Source organism: Pseudomonas sp. CDFA 610 (assembly GCF_021147865.1).
Classification (GTDB): Bacteria; Pseudomonadota; Gammaproteobacteria; order Pseudomonadales; family Pseudomonadaceae; genus Aquipseudomonas; species Aquipseudomonas alliivorans.
The window spans coordinates 15,037-29,708 of record NZ_JAGTPM010000016.1; the positions used below are offsets into that span (position 1 = coordinate 15,037).

At 60.6% G+C, this 14,672-nt stretch carries 19 protein-coding genes; all 19 read right to left on the minus strand.

The features are described 5' to 3' along the window. Positions 1-316: 316 nt before the first annotated feature. The gene (locus KDX39_RS25200; RefSeq protein ID WP_231662248.1) at positions 317-826 is read right to left on the minus strand and encodes a lysis system i-spanin subunit Rz; all 510 of its coding nucleotides are present in this window, start codon (positions 824-826) and stop codon (positions 317-319) included. Beyond that, positions 823-1,368: a glycoside hydrolase family 19 protein gene (locus KDX39_RS25205; protein WP_231662249.1), complete on the minus strand. Its 546-nt coding sequence runs from the start codon at positions 1,366-1,368 to the stop codon at positions 823-825. The genes KDX39_RS25200 and KDX39_RS25205 overlap by 4 nt, the downstream gene beginning before the upstream one ends. Positions 1,369-1,379: 11 nt before the next feature. Further along, positions 1,380-1,922, minus strand: coding sequence for a tail fiber assembly protein (locus tag KDX39_RS25210; protein ID WP_231662250.1), 543 nt, complete (start codon positions 1,920-1,922; stop codon positions 1,380-1,382). 13 nt (positions 1,923-1,935) lie between these two features. Next, the gene (locus KDX39_RS25215) at positions 1,936-3,318 is read right to left on the minus strand and encodes a phage tail protein (RefSeq protein WP_231662251.1); all 1,383 of its coding nucleotides are present in this window, start codon (positions 3,316-3,318) and stop codon (positions 1,936-1,938) included. Positions 3,319-3,328: 10 nt separating this feature from the next. Beyond that, entirely contained in the window at positions 3,329-3,928 is a 600-nt protein-coding gene (locus KDX39_RS25220; protein ID WP_231662252.1) for a YmfQ family protein, read from the minus strand. Then, entirely contained in the window at positions 3,916-4,956 is a 1,041-nt protein-coding gene (locus KDX39_RS25225) for a baseplate J/gp47 family protein (protein WP_231662253.1), read from the minus strand. Before KDX39_RS25225 ends, KDX39_RS25220 begins: the two co-directional genes overlap by 13 nt. After that, positions 4,946-5,344 (minus strand): phage GP46 family protein, encoded by a 399-nt coding sequence (locus tag KDX39_RS25230; protein ID WP_231662254.1) that lies wholly within the window; start codon positions 5,342-5,344, stop codon positions 4,946-4,948. Before KDX39_RS25230 ends, KDX39_RS25225 begins: the two co-directional genes overlap by 11 nt. After that, positions 5,344-5,853, minus strand: a complete 510-nt coding sequence (locus KDX39_RS25235) for a phage baseplate assembly protein V (RefSeq protein WP_231662255.1) — start codon at positions 5,851-5,853, stop codon at positions 5,344-5,346. The genes KDX39_RS25230 and KDX39_RS25235 overlap by 1 nt, the downstream gene beginning before the upstream one ends. Beyond that, complete coding sequence (locus tag KDX39_RS25240) at positions 5,850-6,956, minus strand: phage baseplate assembly protein (RefSeq protein ID WP_231662256.1); 1,107 nt, start codon at positions 6,954-6,956, stop codon at positions 5,850-5,852. Before KDX39_RS25240 ends, KDX39_RS25235 begins: the two co-directional genes overlap by 4 nt. A 3-nt stretch (positions 6,957-6,959) precedes the next feature. Further along, complete coding sequence (locus tag KDX39_RS25245; protein ID WP_231662257.1) at positions 6,960-8,444, minus strand: DNA circularization protein; 1,485 nt, start codon at positions 8,442-8,444, stop codon at positions 6,960-6,962. Then, positions 8,441-10,723, minus strand: coding sequence for a phage tail tape measure protein (locus tag KDX39_RS25250; protein WP_231662258.1), 2,283 nt, complete (start codon positions 10,721-10,723; stop codon positions 8,441-8,443). Before KDX39_RS25250 ends, KDX39_RS25245 begins: the two co-directional genes overlap by 4 nt. Further along, a complete protein-coding gene (locus tag KDX39_RS25255) occupies positions 10,723-10,929 on the minus strand; it encodes a hypothetical protein (RefSeq protein WP_122320310.1) in 207 nt (68 codons plus the stop codon). The genes KDX39_RS25250 and KDX39_RS25255 overlap by 1 nt, the downstream gene beginning before the upstream one ends. Then, positions 10,854-11,150: a phage tail assembly protein gene (locus KDX39_RS25260; protein ID WP_004885402.1), complete on the minus strand. Its 297-nt coding sequence runs from the start codon at positions 11,148-11,150 to the stop codon at positions 10,854-10,856. The genes KDX39_RS25255 and KDX39_RS25260 overlap by 76 nt, the downstream gene beginning before the upstream one ends. After that, entirely contained in the window at positions 11,147-11,494 is a 348-nt protein-coding gene (locus KDX39_RS25265) for a phage tail tube protein (RefSeq protein WP_231662259.1), read from the minus strand. The genes KDX39_RS25260 and KDX39_RS25265 overlap by 4 nt, the downstream gene beginning before the upstream one ends. A gap of 67 nt (positions 11,495-11,561) precedes the next feature. Further along, a complete protein-coding gene (locus tag KDX39_RS25270) occupies positions 11,562-13,058 on the minus strand; it encodes a phage tail sheath subtilisin-like domain-containing protein (RefSeq protein WP_122689876.1) in 1,497 nt (498 codons plus the stop codon). A gap of 18 nt (positions 13,059-13,076) precedes the next feature. After that, positions 13,077-13,262, minus strand: a complete 186-nt coding sequence (locus tag KDX39_RS25275; RefSeq protein ID WP_231662260.1) for a DUF2635 domain-containing protein — start codon at positions 13,260-13,262, stop codon at positions 13,077-13,079. Continuing rightward, entirely contained in the window at positions 13,259-13,849 is a 591-nt protein-coding gene (locus KDX39_RS25280) for a phage tail terminator protein (RefSeq protein ID WP_184322178.1), read from the minus strand. Before KDX39_RS25280 ends, KDX39_RS25275 begins: the two co-directional genes overlap by 4 nt. 86 nt (positions 13,850-13,935) lie before the next feature. Then, on the minus strand, positions 13,936-14,274 hold the full coding sequence (locus tag KDX39_RS25285) for a hypothetical protein (protein WP_099228569.1): 339 nt from the start codon (positions 14,272-14,274) through the stop codon (positions 13,936-13,938). Beyond that, entirely contained in the window at positions 14,255-14,644 is a 390-nt protein-coding gene (locus KDX39_RS25290; RefSeq protein ID WP_099228570.1) for a chemotaxis protein, read from the minus strand. The genes KDX39_RS25285 and KDX39_RS25290 overlap by 20 nt, the downstream gene beginning before the upstream one ends. Between the last annotated feature and the right edge of the window lie 28 nt (positions 14,645-14,672).

Below are 14,672 nucleotides of genomic sequence, written 5' to 3' on the forward strand. Positions count from 1 at the left end.
ACATCGAATGCGGTGACAGTGGCGGGAGAACATGACGAATTGAAGACATACAGGTGCGGATCCGGCAGGGCCGGCAAGGAAATAGTCAGGCGCGCCAACGCCAGCGGGCGTGAGCCTTGATAACGCGCATCAAGAGTTTGCTGACAATCGTCACGGGAAGGGGTCTCATCGGTACGTTTCGGGACATTAGCGTACCGATGAGAGCGGTGCAATATGAATGTATCGGGCGCAGCGCTCGATAACGTCGATGAGCGAGCCTTTAAAAGGCTGCAAAAAGGCCGCGCCTCCGTGCGGAGGCGGGAAGGAGACAGGTTGTTCAGAACGCGATCTCGCGCACATAGGCCTGGCAGGCCTTGAGCGCAATCAGTCCTTGGTCGCCGTCGTCGGTGACGGCGACAATTCGTTGAGCAGCCGTTGGGTCAAGTTCGGCTCGCGTGCCTCCATGAACCAGGCCGCCGGGGTGGGTGGAGGCTGACAATCCAGCACCACCGCTCGGGGTGGCAAGGAGGACTGACAGCCGCAGATCAGCAGTAGCCAGGCGATCACGCAGGCGGACCTGAGCAGTCTGTGCATCACTCAATTCCTTGTGAAGGGTTGTGTCATTGTTTTGCAGGCGGACTTCCAGCGCCCGTCGCCTGGCCTGTTCAGCGGTTTGCCAGTCGATGGCTGCCTTGGACGCCAGTTCGCGCTCTCGCAGACAGGACATCGCCTGCTCAGACAGTTGCCGCTCGTAACGCGTGGCCTGCCATTCCCAGGCAAGCCACGCACCCATCCCGGAGCCGACCACAACCGCCAACATCACCAGGCGCAGATCCAGAGTATTCACGGCAGCACCTCCAGAGCACGTTGATAAAGCGCCTGACGATCGGCCAAACCATTGGTGCCGCCATTGATACGCCGGGTGATCATCAAAAAATCGCCCTTGTCCGCGAGCGCGTTCAGGTTGGCGCGATCCCAGAACCATGCCGCTGACATCGCAGCATGGTCGGGCCTTTCGAGCAGCTCGGGCTGGCGCAACAGATCCAGCCCCAGCGCCTCCCCGCACGCCTCATAGTTGGCCCGACCCGTGACCTGAATCAGCCCGCGACCACGGTAAAGCTGGCCGTCGCCGTCGGCGTCTGGTGTGTTGCCCAGACGCAGCGCCAACTGCCCCGTGTCGTACTTCGCCAGGTAGCTGTCGTTGCCCAGTTCACGCACGTACCGCAACTGGCCGGACTCATGACCGATCTGCGCGATGAATGCAGCTATACGCAACCGTGTGTCGATGCAGTAGCGATTCATGGCGATATTCAGGGCAGGAACGAAAACGCCGGCTTTAAGGCCGGCGTTGGGGAGGATCTGGAGGAGTTGATGAGAATCGATAGGCATGTCTCCTCCTGTCAGATCTTGGGCAATTCGTCATCACTGACGCCTTGAACAGGCGCCAGCTCTTCGACTGGCTCATACACAAACGGCTTTGCCGGAGCCACAGGCCAATCGACCTTCGCTGGATAACCTGCCAACGTTTCAAGCTGGGCAAGCTGCACGCGATAAAGGCGGAATGCGTTTAGCTCAGCTTGAACTGCTGGCAAGGCGTTCACTTGCTTTTCGGTCTCCATATTCAACGCAGTGGCGTCTTGCAGAGTATCCAGTTCAGCCACCAGTTCATTGATTCTGGCGGTCGCTGTAGCTGAAAATGCATCACGCTTGAGCATCACCAGCGCCAAGGCCGTTTGCTCGGTTGGCTCAAGCACCTCGCCAAACTCGCCAGCTACAGCACGATTGAACAGGTCGATTCCATGAGGCTCGGAGTCTTTGGGAGACGCTGCGAAAGGCACCTCACCGTAGATATCTTTCAACTCCTCAAATAACACCGATATCTCAATGGACGTATGCCCTAGATCGGACCACCGGGGGTTGCGAGCGCTTAATACTGTGTACATATATAAATACCTCTTAACTGGTTCTTTGAAAGAGAGTGCGTTCGCCGCTGGAGAAAGCGCCATGCGCACGCCAAGTGCCGACACCAATGATTCCTGAGTTATTGGTGCCGCCATCACTGGCACTCGTGGAGCTGTAAATCAGATTGTTGCCAGCTACCAGCCCGCCTTGGTTGATCGGCCCTATCGAGTTGATGACACGTGCGAAGGCATAGGAGCCGATCTCGCCAAGCCCCAACCCTGCAATCCTGTTAGCCAGATTTTGCTCACTGACCAGATAAAAAATCTGACCGTCAGATGCGCGGCGCATGTAAGGGTAGAGTGGGTTGTTACTGGCGAACCCCAGAATTGTTATCGAATCCGCAAGAGGTCGCTGCAGGTCGCGAGTATCGGACTCCGCTTTGGTGTACGCATTGGTAATGCCATACGCCTCCAACGTGGTGCCCCGATTGGCTTTGTCGTCTGGGTTGAAGTTTCTGGAATACCAAAGATTGCCCAAGTCAGTGGAATCGACCATCGCTTTCAGGTTTGATCCAGACCATCCAATCTTGATCGGATTAGCCAGTTGCCCTGTACCGCCGCCCTGCTGAACCGGTGTAAAGCCCAACTGTGGCTGCAAGTAATACACGCCCCCATCCGACTCACGACGCATATAAGGTGCATCGGCCTGGTTATTCGCCATGCCCACATGAGTGATCGAATCCCGGATCGGTCGCACCGCGTCACGAAGGTCAACTTCTGACCTCGTATAAGCGTCCGCAACACCATAGCCAGCAAGCGTCGTAGGATTACTCCCCTCTTCCACCTGCCCATACCGATTGACCTTCACCCGGCTGTAGTTCCCCGCAGCGACGCCACTGCGTCCCAGTGCACGCTCGAAGACCAAACCTGTCGTGCCCAGAACCGGAGCCGTCGTGTTGGTCAACTGCCAGACCGTACCGCCATTCCTGGTACCCGCCTGCACCGGCACAAGGTGACTTGGGGTGCACTCAGTGCTTTCATTGGCATCCTGTGCGCGGGTCCAGGCGTCGGCCGCTGCCAGGTAAATCCAGTTCTGCGCCGGGCTGTCCTGGTTCTTGACCAGTACCCGGTCACCCGCCACCAGCGTGACGTCATCAATGGTTTGCAAACCGCTGAGGCCGATCGCCATCGTCGTCGCACAGCGCACGGACTTTTTGTAGTCCGAGGCGGCGAGGCCGAGAATGGCTCGGTGCAGTTGCGTGACATCCGCTTCGCTGGGCACCAGACCGGCCCCCAGAATCACGTTCAGAATCTCCTGCGTCACCGAGTTGCCCCATTGCGCGGGAATCAGCGAGCCGGGGGCGCCGGTCGCAGGGTTTTCATCTACAAACTTGCCGCTGACCAGGCCTACGCCGGGCACACTTTTGGGATAATCCATAGGTTGTTCCTCAGTTGAAATTAACGAATTCAATGCCGTGCGCCGGTGCTGCTCGACGAATCAGGCATTCGATTGCGGTTCCGGGATTGACCCCGAACCGTTCTCCCCAGTAACTGGCGCCAAAGCGCCGACCCAGCCGCTGACGTCCGCCGGTGTTCAGGGTCCACATGAATTGCGCGACCCAGGTGCCGAAATGCGCCTGCCCGAAACGAGAACGCCCCATACGGGGCGCTCGAAGTTCAGTGACAGAGGCGTCGGGGTAGCCCTGACTGACGGCAATGCCGACATAGAACGCTGCGTTCTGCCCTCCTACGGCCACCAGCCGCTGGCGTACCGACAGGCGTCGGTCTTCGAACAGCGGCTTGAGGCCGAGGCAGGGATCGGGCAGGTTCATGACCCGCTCCCAGTCCGGGACCAGCTCGCTGACGGTGGCCGGGTCCATCTCGTTGAGCAGGTCGAAGGCGCGACCGTCGATGCGAGCGAATTCGTGGGAGAGCCCCGTAATCAGTTGCTGCACCTCGGGCACGCGCTCCGGGTCCCAGGCAGGTCCCGGCGGCAGCAGGGCTTGCAGTTGTTCGGTGTAATGCTCGGCGGTTCTTATGACGACCATAAAATTCCCCCGAACGTGAGCAACTGATTGGCAGCTGCCGTGACGTTGGCCGTCGGTGAAATCAACACATGGTCGGTTTCTCCGGTCGCCCGGCTGATGGCCTCGGCGATGTGGGTCAGCAGCAGGGTTTCACCCAGGCCCGCCTCACGGTTATGCAGATCGACCAGTTGAGCTTGAACGGCGGCGCGCACCGCCGTGGTGTCCGGCGTCAGGCCGATGGTGTAGGTCACCGGCTTCTGCACCGGTGCCAGCACGTACAGTTCGGCCGTGACCGGGCGCAACGGCTCGATGTACGCTGCCACCTGCGCCAGCTGATCCGCATCCGGCGTCGGGGTGGCATCGTCGTCGCGCATGAAAAACACAGCGACGGTGCCCGGCCCCATGTACCGGCGCACGCACCAGGCACGCGTTACGCCCGGCACGTCCAGCGCCCAGGTGACGTAGTCATCCTGATTGCCGCCGTGCGGAATGACCCGATAGGAGCGCACGACACGGGCCCTTAGCGACTCGGTGCTTTCCCGGGCGATGCCGCCGGTCAGGCCGTCGGCGATCACGGTAAAGCTGCTGTCGATGCCTTCGACAGGCTGCACGACGGTCATGACCTGCCCGGCATCCGCATTACCCAGGGCTCCCGCGTCCACCGCCTCGACAGTGGTCGTGTTGTTGCCCGCCACCGTGGTAACGCCCTGAGTCACGCGATAGAAGCGCCCGTCGCTGAACTGCAGGATCGTATCGGCATCCAGCACAGCGCCCGCTGCCGCTACAAAACGTACCGAGCCGGTGGCGGGCTGCGCGGGTTTGCGCGGTTGCCTGAGACGCAGGATGGCCTGGCGTTCAAGGGTTTCCTCATCGGCGGTGTCGGGGAGAATCTGGTCCGCGATCCAGTCCTGATAGCCATACAGCCCATAGGCCGCGCCACTGTGGGCGCGTGACAGCACCCGGGCATCGGACTGACGAAGCGCGTCACCGGCCAAGTCAACCTGCGTCCGGTTGACGAGTGCCGGTAACGTGGGGGTTTCAAACGGCATAGATCACCTGCCACTGTTCTGAAGGGTTGAAGCGCACGACCTGACCGTCCGGGACGACCAGCTCGACGCCCAGGTTCAGGCGGTTGCTCTGAACCTGTTCGGTGAGGATGTTAATGCGCTGGACGTGACCGTCCTCGATCAGCCAGCTCAACGCTTCGCGGGCATAGAACTCGGCGTCGCGTTGCGTCTGAGCGGTGAGCTTGACCCTGCGCAGCAGCCAGAGCCTGGAGCCGATCCGGTCATTGGCAACGGCCGGGTAGGTGTCGCCCCACCAGCCGAAGCGCTCGGCATCGTCAAACGGATCGTCCGCTTCGGCGCGGCGCCAGGTGAACAGGCTGATGATCACCGAACGCAGCAGCGAAGCCTGCAAGGAGCCTTCGATGATCATCAGCCACCTCCAACGGGCGGCCCGCTCTGGTCGGGACCGGAGCGCACGCTGCCATGCAGGTGAGTGATCTGGCTGATGCCGCCGGCAATCTGGTCGCCCTGGGAAATGATCTTTCCCGTCTGGGTGATTTGCGGCGTATCGAAGTTCACCGCCGTCGCCGCCTTGATGTTCAAGGTATTGGTTTCGATATCGATAACCTTGCCGCGCTTGAAGTGAAGCTTGTCGCCTTCATCGGTGTAGATCGCTACCTCGCCCGACTCCAGTCCCTGAAGGCGATAACGGCGGTCGGCGACGACCAGCAGCAGACCGTGGGAGCGGTCGCCGCCGATGAAGGCAGCGATGCCTTCGGCGCCGGCCAGCGGGTTGCTGGTGAAGCCATAGGGTTCGAAATGCTCCATGTCCCCCCTGACCTCCCCTGCCGTCAGGCGCATTTGCAGCGCCTGCATTTTGCTGCTGGCCCTTGCGAGCACAACCGTGCCCCGCACCAGCATGCGATTGAGTAGACTCATGCGAGCGTTCCTTCATAATTGGGTTGCGCGTAGCTGTAGGCGTCCTTGTTGACCGGCACCTTGCTGCGCTTTTCAGGATCACCGGGCTCGGCTTCAAACCCCTCTATCGGCCCCACCACCAGCGTGGTGGTGGTGCCCTTATCGCTGAGCGAATAGGTAATGGCTGAAATCAGCATTTCCTGATTCAGATCGAGGATCGAGTCGACGACCCGGACCAGCGTGTTATGGCGCCAAAGTGCGCCGTTGGACTGCCGCCAACCCTGCACCTTGTAAGTCGTGAGCCGCGTCTTGCCCTGGCGATGACCGCGCTCCCATTTGGCACGGCTCAACGCCAGTGCCGGTGTGATCGGCGATTCCTCATGGATGACCAGCACACGCGCAGGCGTAACGCTGCTGTCAGTGACCGAGGCCGATACTTCGGACGCCGCCTTACCGAATGTCTTGTCATTGCCCGCCTGTTGACCGATGACCTGGTACTCGGAAAAGAGTCCGGAAAAATCCAGTGGCGCAACGGCTGACAGTACGTTTCTGCCCAACTCCAGCGCGTCCACTGCATTGCCCATGCTGCCGGGTCTGGCGAGCACGACATTGCCGTACTCGTCATCGGTGGAAAATATCCGGAACACGGTCAGCAGGCGGTCGATGGACTTGAACACGGTCTCACCGGGCTCGATGGTGTGTTTCGATTTCCTCGAGGTTTCCGGTATCTCGCTGAGCACCTTCACGTTGTAGGGCGCGGCCAGCTCCCTGACGATGGTCAGCGCCGATACGTCGTTCCACTCGCCAGGCTTGTTGATCGCGGAACAGTCGATCAGGTCGGCCGTCAGGGAGCGCCCGGATATTTTCAAGGTGATCTGGTTGCCGTCATAGCTCACAGGTGTGGCGAACACCCGACCCGTCAAGATCAATTCGCCACCGATACTGACCGCACACCGGGCACCTGCCCGAACCGGCCTGACCATGTCCGTTCCAGGCCATTGCCAGGTCAGACTGATGTCAAAGCTGCGCGCCTGACGCTCGATTCCTGCGGAGATTTCCACGGTTTTCCAGCCAGCGTAATCCTTGTCATCCACCGTCAAGGTGACAACATTGGGGTCGATCATGGGTTACTCCTGAGCGATCTTGAGCGTGCCGGGCGACACGAAACCTGGATGCGGGATACGGTTGCGCTGAACCACTTCGTGCGAGCGGCTTGCGTCACCAAAACGACGGTAAGCCAGCACCAGCGCAGGCAAGGGTTCGGAAACCTTCATGTCCTGCAGGCGCACACCGGAAGCCGCCACCGCGTTGAGGTGACTGATCAGTGCATGACGCAGCGTATTGAGCGCCAGGTAATGCTCCGGATCGGCTTTCAGGGCCGCGTCCCAGATTGCCGCGCTGAGCGTGTCGCGCAGTTCGATTACGTCGTCGGCTACCGGCACATCGGCACGTTGCAAGGGTTGAACCCGTTGCTGATCCAGCGATGGAACGACCAAAATCGGTTTCGTGCTGACCGCCACCGGCATGCCGGCCACGACCCTCGCCACTTTGACGAGCAACGCGTCCTGCACCAGGTCCGCCGTGGCCTGAGCCGTCACGCCGGTATCGAGGCCTCCACCCTGATTGATCTGGTTGATGCTGGAGACCGCCTGCGCCTGCTGGGTCGCGTCGGAGATGATCGAGCGATACGGCACGGACTCGACACCCGAGGCATTTCGGGAGCCCGAGGCGCTGGACGCAACGCGAGCAACGCTGCCTACGCCACTGGAACCGCTGGAGCTGGTGCTACCCGAGCTGCCGGAACCATTGCCGGAACTTCCACCGGCATTGCCGCTGCCAGAACTCCCCGAGCCACCGCCTGTGCTGCTACCGCCAGAACTTCCACCGCCAGATACAGCAATACCTCCGCCGACAATGGTAGCGCTGCTCTCTCTGCTGCTCCGACGACTGTCGCCCTGGAAGCTGGCAAAGAACGTGGAGAACATCGTGCTCAACGTGTAAGGCGCATTGACCAGCGAATGCACCAGTGCGGTGGCATCCGAATAAACCGTCATGAGCGAGGAGAACTGCCGCTGAATCGTGGCAAAGACGCCAGACAATGTGCTGCGCAGCGCCTGAATGTTGATGCGCACCGCATCCACCGTCGCCATGACGGCACGGTAGCGCCTGAGCGCCGAATCCAGCAGTCCCTCCGACGCCTGCACGAGCTGGCGTCCGGTGTTGAGCGTCGACGTCGGAAACTTCAGCGGCTGATCCGGATAGAACTTCAGGTTCAGATGCACGATGCCGCCTTCGGTCAGGCTGTGCGTCATGTCGCAATCGCCGACCTGCACCTGCATCCGCCCCAACCACGGATGCACCAACTCACCGGCGCCCGGCGTTTCAAGCGCCTGAAGCAGCTTGTCCCTTTGTTCAAAGCAGTCCGGTCCGACAATGAATGCGGTTACCGTATGGACTTGCGATTGCTTGCCCAGCGATTCGAAGTAAGGCTCGTCACGCTGCGGAAACTCATGCAGTTGTCCTTTGCGTCCTATCGGAACGACCGTACTGCTGATGAAAAAGCCGACGCCCCGAAAAGACGCGGGCAGCAGGCTGTCACGCCATGTACTCATGATGCGGCTCCTGCGCCGAGGGTTCGATAACCCACGCTTGGCGATATCGTCAAACCTGGTTGATTGGTCTGCATCTGTTCGGTGCGCATGCCCGGCGGCGCGTTTTCAAAGCGAATATTGAGCTCGCCTTCAAGCCGTGAACCCGTGCCTGCGCCCTGTTGCAGCAACAGGCTGCCGGGGGCCGGCAGGTTAGGCGCACTCAGCAACTGGCCGGTTGCCGGGATGCCCATTGCCTGATTGATCTGCTGCTGTTTCAACTGGCTGACCTGCACAGCGTCCGCCGTCAGAAAAGCCCCTTTGCCACCACCGGGACCGGCGTTATCCACACGCCGCTCTTCAGCGAACTCGTTGAGCTTTTGAGTGGCCTTTTGCAGCAGAGACTTGTCATCGGAGCCAATACCGAACCAGTTCAGGATCGGGTCTATAAACGGCTTGATGTCCGTGAACAGACCCGAGAAGAAGGTTTTGATCGGCGTCCACTTTTCACTGATCGAGTCCATCGGCGACCAATTGAACAGCTCCTTCAGCGTTTCCATGAGAGGCGCGGTCTCGGCTTTGATGCCCTCCCAGATACCCGTGAAGAAACCACTCACGGGCTGCCAGACAGACGAAATCATGTCCATTGGCGACCAGTCGAACAGCGATTGAAAATAACCAATCACCGGTGAAGCCAAGGCCTGTATAACGCCCCAAAGCGCGCTGAAAAACTCGGACAGCGGCTGCCAGTTCGAGATGATCAAGCCGATCGGCGACCAGTTGAACAACGTTTTCATCACGTCGAACGCCGACGCAGCCAGCGTCTTGATGCCGTCCCATAGCCCAACAAAAAACGCCGATAATGGTTGCCAGTTCGAGACGACCAGTTCAATTGCCCTCCAGCCGAAGACGGTCTTGAGCGCTTCCCACAGCGCCATGACCGGCTCACGGATGGCGGCCCATACCGCCTGGAAATACGGGGCGACGGTCGACCAGTTGGCGATCAGCAGACCGGCGGCCAGCGCCAGCGCTCGCACGACCATGCCCACCGGAGACATACCGAGGACCGAACTCAGCACCCTGCTGGCGTTAGTCGCCGCGATGACGGCCACTTGCAGCACGCCAAAGGCGATCGCAGCGCCCACCACACCTTTGATGACGCCAGGGTGTTCGGCGGCCAGTGCTGCGACCTGAGAAATCATTGGCCCGATCACGGCCATTGCTTCGTTCATCGCAGGCAGAAACATGCTGCCGATATTGATGCTCAGGCGATCAACCCGATTCTCCATCTCTTTCAAGGCAACGGCAGTGGTCTGCGAGTTGGCCTGAAATTCCTGCTCGATGGTGCCTGCCGACTGCACGCCTTCACCGACTTTCGCCAGGTTGGAGCGCAGCACATCCAGATTTTTCAGCAGCGGCTTGATGGCACCCAGCGACTCTTCGCCAAACAGTTGCGTGATAACCGCCGACTGTGTGCCCGGATCGACCGTCGAGATAGCCTTCAGTACCTTCTCGATGGTCCCGGACGGGTCCTGCTGCATGCCTTGGGTCAGTTGGGTGATGTCCAGTTGCAGGGCCTCGAAAGCCCCAGCCTTGGCTGCGCCGCCTTCGGTAATCGACTGCATGAAACTCTTGATGCCCTTGGCAGCCACATCCGTCGGTACATCCACCCCGGCCAGCGTGGCGCCCATCGCGGCGATCTCGCCCGACGCCCGACCCGCCACGGGCCCGAGCGGGCCCATCGCGGTGACCATGGTCGCAATCTGCTTCTCCAGATTGTTGCCACCCAGCACGTTGATCTTCTCGGACAGTGCAGCAACCTGCGGCTGCGTCATCTCGAACGAAGAGCGCCACTTGCCCATCATTTCGCCAGACTGAGCTGCGGTCTGATCGAACGCGATGCCCATTTTCACGGCATCGGTGGCAAACCCGGCCAGCTCGGCACGCGGCACACTGGCCTTGGCGCCTTCACTGACAATCGCCGCAAGACCAGTAGCGCTTTCCGGAAGCCGTTCACTCAAGTCAAGAATGTCACGGCTCATCGCCTGGAATTGCTGCGGGGTTTCAAACGTCACCGACCGTTTCACACCGGCCATGCTTGTCTCGAAACCCATCGCAGCCTTGACCGCATCGATCAGCGGCTGCGCCAGGGCGCTTTCGCTGATCATGTCTTTGAGCGGGACTTCTCCCAAGCCGGAATCCTCAAGCCCTTGCTGAAATCCTTTGACGTTCTTGTTGACCGTCGCGAGCGTTGGAGACAGTTGATCGACGCCGGTGATCAGCGTTTTTATAGTGTTTGCCATCACTCCCCCTGCAGGATCTGGTTGATGCGTTGCGCCTGCAAGATCGACTCGGTGATGACGTCCAGCTCCCTGGACATCATCAGTTCGGGGTCGGTCTTCCAGAAGTACGCGAGGTCGTAAACGACGGCTATCAGGCCTTCAAGGTCGCTGATGCCGCTGCCATGAAAAAACTCGCGACCTTCCAGCTCAACGTGTTGATGTCGCACAGGTCCATCTGGTTGACGGACGACGGCGGGATGCCGGCGCAGACGGCGATGTACTTCGCCGCCACGTCCAGATCGAGGGATACGTCCTCGTTCTTGTCGATCCGGTAAGGCAGGGCCTTGATGGCCCGCGCTTCCTGTGCGGTGGGACGGCGAAACGTCAGTTGCGAGACGGTTTCGCCATGAGCCTCGATAGGGCTCGCCAGCTCGATGATTTCACTCATTGCCAGCTCCCCTGGCTGCCATCGAACTTCAGTTCGATGGTGCCGTCGTCGGCCTTGCTGATCGGCTCGTCGACCAGATAGGCCCCGGACAGGACGTAGGTCTTGCCGTTGTTGAACTCGCAGGTGATGGTCATATCCACACCGGTGGTGAGCAACCTGAGCGGCAGATCCGGCGTATGCACAGCGGTGAGTTTCAGCCAGGCAGCCTTGTCCGTTTCCTTGTAGTAGCCCGGAACCACTGTATCGCGCTTCACATTCATCAACGGGGCCTCACCGCCACCGGTAATGGTCAATTGGGTGCCATCCACTTTGATGTAGCAGGTACCCGCAACTTTCTGAGCCATGTTCTTTTATCTCCAGAATGAAAAAACCCGCACGAGGCGGGTTTGAAAGTGATGTTGGTGGGAAAACTTACGCCGCTTCGTCGTACTGCAGGCGGAATTGGTTGAGCAGCGCGAACACGCGCAGGCCGTTGATGTAATCCGGCGGGAACATCACGTTCACGCGACTCGGATCGTTGCTGTCGCGCTCGACGATCAGGTGCTGGGCGAACACTTCAGCGTTCTCCACATGGCCTTCTTCCTCAAGACGGGCGTACTGCGCGATCAGCTCGCCGCGAATGGTGCTCGGCGTGATGATCGGCTGACCGGCGCCGAAACGCGTGCCATCGCTGGCCAGCTTGTGGCGGCCGTACTTGCTGGTGATCACACCCTGCAGGCGGCGAATGATGAACGCCGACTGGTGCATGGTTTCGCTGTCCAGGTACGAGTTGTCGGCCTGACCATAGGCGTTCTTCTGGTACGTGGTGATCGAACGCTGAATGCGCACATAACCGCCTTCGTAGTACGCCGTGGCAATGCCGTAACGCAGCAGCGACTCACGCTCGGTCAGGGTGAAACGCTGGCTGGCCGGTGCCGGATCCAGGCCGGGCATGGTGCCGCTCTGGGTCGGACGGCTGGCATCGGCGGAAATGAACACCGCGGTGCGTGCAGCCAGTGCAGCCGCTTGCAGCCAGACCGGTTGCGGTGCTGCCATCTCGACGGCCTGAATGGTGATGTGCTGATCGTTGCGCAGTTGACCTGCCGCGACCAGCGTACCGACTGTGCCACGCTTGGCGCTGTAGACATGACCGTACAGTTGACGCGCCCAGCTCCAGCGACCGGTACTGTCATCCATCGCCGCTTTCCACGCATCCAGCGTAGTGGTGTCGGTCCACGGCAGGCACAGGAACTCGAAAGGCTCATCGCCCAGTGCCGCCAGGGCCTGAACCTGATCAGGAGTGCCGACGCCGCCGGTCATGGCAGTGACTTCAGCGGTCAGACCTGCCGGAATCGCTTCGCCATTGGTCTTGCCCAGGCGGTTGAATTCCAGACGGATGTCGTTGCCGCTCACGCCGCTCCATTTGCAGGAAAGGGTCAGCACGCCCGCGTCTACAACCGAACGGACTGGCAGATCAGGCGTGGCGTTGATCTTCACCGACAGGGCATTGGCAGCCTGAGCCGCCGTTGCGCCGTTGACCACCGTGGCCTGCACACGCACGCCACCGACGTACAGGTTCAGCAGACCGGTTTCGGTCGCAGCACCCGCTACGGTGACGGTCGCACCGGCTTTGGCACCTTCGGTGTTGAGCAGCGGCAGGCACCAGACTTCACCGGTCGGGTCGGCCTTGCGCCAGGTTTCGTACATGGCGGCGAGCATGGAGCCCTGCCCGCCGAGGTTCTTCGCCAGCGCCACGCTCGGCACCAGCACCAGCGAACCGATTTCCGGGCCGGTGACATCGTCGTTGACTTGAGCAACGATCAGACGGCGCATGCCGGCCGACGCGCTGTTGGCGGCCGAGTTGTCCATCTCCGCATAGAACAGCGGCACACGGACATCGGATGGAATGTTGTTAAAACTGATAGCCATTGTTTGGCTTCCTCTTGGTTAAGCCGTTTCGGCGGATTGAGTGGGGGATTGCTCGGTTTGAATGGTGATATCGCCGTCGTTGCGACGGCGTTGCCACCAGGCGTTGAACGTCACTGTCCGCCCTTCGGCAGGCAACAGATCGCCTGCTTCCGGGTCGGGTACCGTGCGACCTTCGGCCGGTAGAACGGTGATGCGTTGGGTCATGGTTTTACATCTCCTGAGAATTTCACTTCGATACGCCCATCCGGGCCTGGGTGTTTCAGGTTGGGGTCCGCCGGGTCGATGCTGTCCATCTCGAACGTGGCACCGGTAAAGCCCGGCAAACCGTCCAGATACGCCTCATGCCAGGTTTCTGCGGGCTGGCTTTCGAGGTTGCGACCCAGCTGAAACTGGGCGGCAAAGCCGAAGCGATAGGTCACGCGGTCACCGCTGATCTGCACCAGCGCACCGCCTTGGTATTGCATCGGTTCGTACTCGCGCTCCGGGCTCCAGCCCACCAGCGCACGCCATAGTTCGGCGCGAATCCCATGCAATTGCTCACTGGCTTCCTGTCCGCGCTTGTCACCGCCATCAAGCACCACGACCACGTCGAGCCGGTCAGTGACGGTCTGGCGAACGACGTTCTGCAAATCGTTGGCCGTGGCCAGATCGCCAGTGGCAATCACATAAGCCGAGGGATGCGCGAGCTGATCGCCGAGGGCAACCGCCGCCCAGTCGATCCCGGCGCTGATTCGCCCGGCAAAGGTCGGGCAGGTCGCCTGCAGATGGGCAACAATCGGGGTTATCTTCATGAGTGAATCCGCGTGTAAGAAATGTCGATCCGGCACGCCAGCAATGGCTGCCAGTCTGGAAGGTGTACAGGGGTGAACGCCTTGAGCTACTGGGTCGCCTTGTCCAGCACCTTGTTGGCCTTGTCGGCAGCACGACTGGCCGTGTGCGCCGCCTCACTGGCGACCGTGGCGGCGCTTTCAACCTTGCCGACGGCCTCGGTTGTGCTCTCGGCCAGCCGGTCCAGACGAAGATCGCGCCTGCCCAGCGCCGCGTCATAGGCCTTGCGGACCTCGGTCAGTTGCTGGGTGTGTTCGGCATTGGCCGACCATTGCCCGGCCTGAAACCCGAGCATCAGGCAGCCCGCGATCATCAACGCGGCGATCACCCAGACCTCGATCTGGCGCCAGGCGCGACGGGCGATGAAATCAATTACGCATCTGTGCATCGTTGGCACCTCCGAGCTGGGAACGAAGCCGGGCTATCTCGGCGCTTTGGGTGGTCACCTTGTCGGTGAGCTGCACGATGTGGCTGGTCAGGGCTTCGATCTTGCCCTCCATACGGCCGACGGCTGCGGCCAGTTCGTTGCGCTCCCTGGCGAACTGATCAGCCCGCGCTTCAGCCTCCTTGCGAATCTGTCGCTCGGAGTCGAGCAGTTCATTGAGCCGCCGGACGGTGCCGATGTCGGCGTTATCCATTGCCCGGTCGGCGGCGTCTCTGGAAAGAAACTTGCGCAGCCATAAAAAGCCGCCAAGCAGAATGGTGCCAGTGCCGCCCAGCCAGGTAGCTGTGCCTGGTCCAAGGTCGGTTGGGTCCATCTTTGCTCCACGCATAAAAAAGGCCGCA

Coding starts and splice junctions, on each gene's coding strand:
- KDX39_RS25290 (WP_099228570.1), bottom strand. CDS start 14,644: ATGGACCCAACCGACCTTGGACCAGGCACAGCTACCTGGCTGGGCGGC.
- KDX39_RS25235 (WP_231662255.1), bottom strand. CDS start 5,853: ATGAGTCTACTCAATCGCATGCTGGTGCGGGGCACGGTTGTGCTCGCA.
- KDX39_RS25230 (WP_231662254.1), bottom strand. CDS start 5,344: ATGATCATCGAAGGCTCCTTGCAGGCTTCGCTGCTGCGTTCGGTGATC.
- KDX39_RS25265 (WP_231662259.1), bottom strand. CDS start 11,494: ATGGCTCAGAAAGTTGCGGGTACCTGCTACATCAAAGTGGATGGCACC.
- KDX39_RS25250 (WP_231662258.1), bottom strand. CDS start 10,723: ATGGCAAACACTATAAAAACGCTGATCACCGGCGTCGATCAACTGTCT.
- KDX39_RS25260 (WP_004885402.1), bottom strand. CDS start 11,150: ATGAGTGAAATCATCGAGCTGGCGAGCCCTATCGAGGCTCATGGCGAA.
- KDX39_RS25245 (WP_231662257.1), bottom strand. CDS start 8,444: ATGAGTACATGGCGTGACAGCCTGCTGCCCGCGTCTTTTCGGGGCGTC.
- KDX39_RS25210 (WP_231662250.1), bottom strand. CDS start 1,922: ATGTACACAGTATTAAGCGCTCGCAACCCCCGGTGGTCCGATCTAGGG.
- KDX39_RS25280 (WP_184322178.1), bottom strand. CDS start 13,849: ATGAAGATAACCCCGATTGTTGCCCATCTGCAGGCGACCTGCCCGACC.
- KDX39_RS25240 (WP_231662256.1), bottom strand. CDS start 6,956: ATGATCGACCCCAATGTTGTCACCTTGACGGTGGATGACAAGGATTAC.
- KDX39_RS25275 (WP_231662260.1), bottom strand. CDS start 13,262: ATGACCCAACGCATCACCGTTCTACCGGCCGAAGGTCGCACGGTACCC.
- KDX39_RS25205 (WP_231662249.1), bottom strand. CDS start 1,368: ATGCCTATCGATTCTCATCAACTCCTCCAGATCCTCCCCAACGCCGGC.
- KDX39_RS25220 (WP_231662252.1), bottom strand. CDS start 3,928: ATGGTCGTCATAAGAACCGCCGAGCATTACACCGAACAACTGCAAGCC.
- KDX39_RS25270 (WP_122689876.1), bottom strand. CDS start 13,058: ATGGCTATCAGTTTTAACAACATTCCATCCGATGTCCGTGTGCCGCTG.
- KDX39_RS25215 (WP_231662251.1), bottom strand. CDS start 3,318: ATGGATTATCCCAAAAGTGTGCCCGGCGTAGGCCTGGTCAGCGGCAAG.
- KDX39_RS25225 (WP_231662253.1), bottom strand. CDS start 4,956: ATGCCGTTTGAAACCCCCACGTTACCGGCACTCGTCAACCGGACGCAG.
- KDX39_RS25285 (WP_099228569.1), bottom strand. CDS start 14,274: ATGCACAGATGCGTAATTGATTTCATCGCCCGTCGCGCCTGGCGCCAG.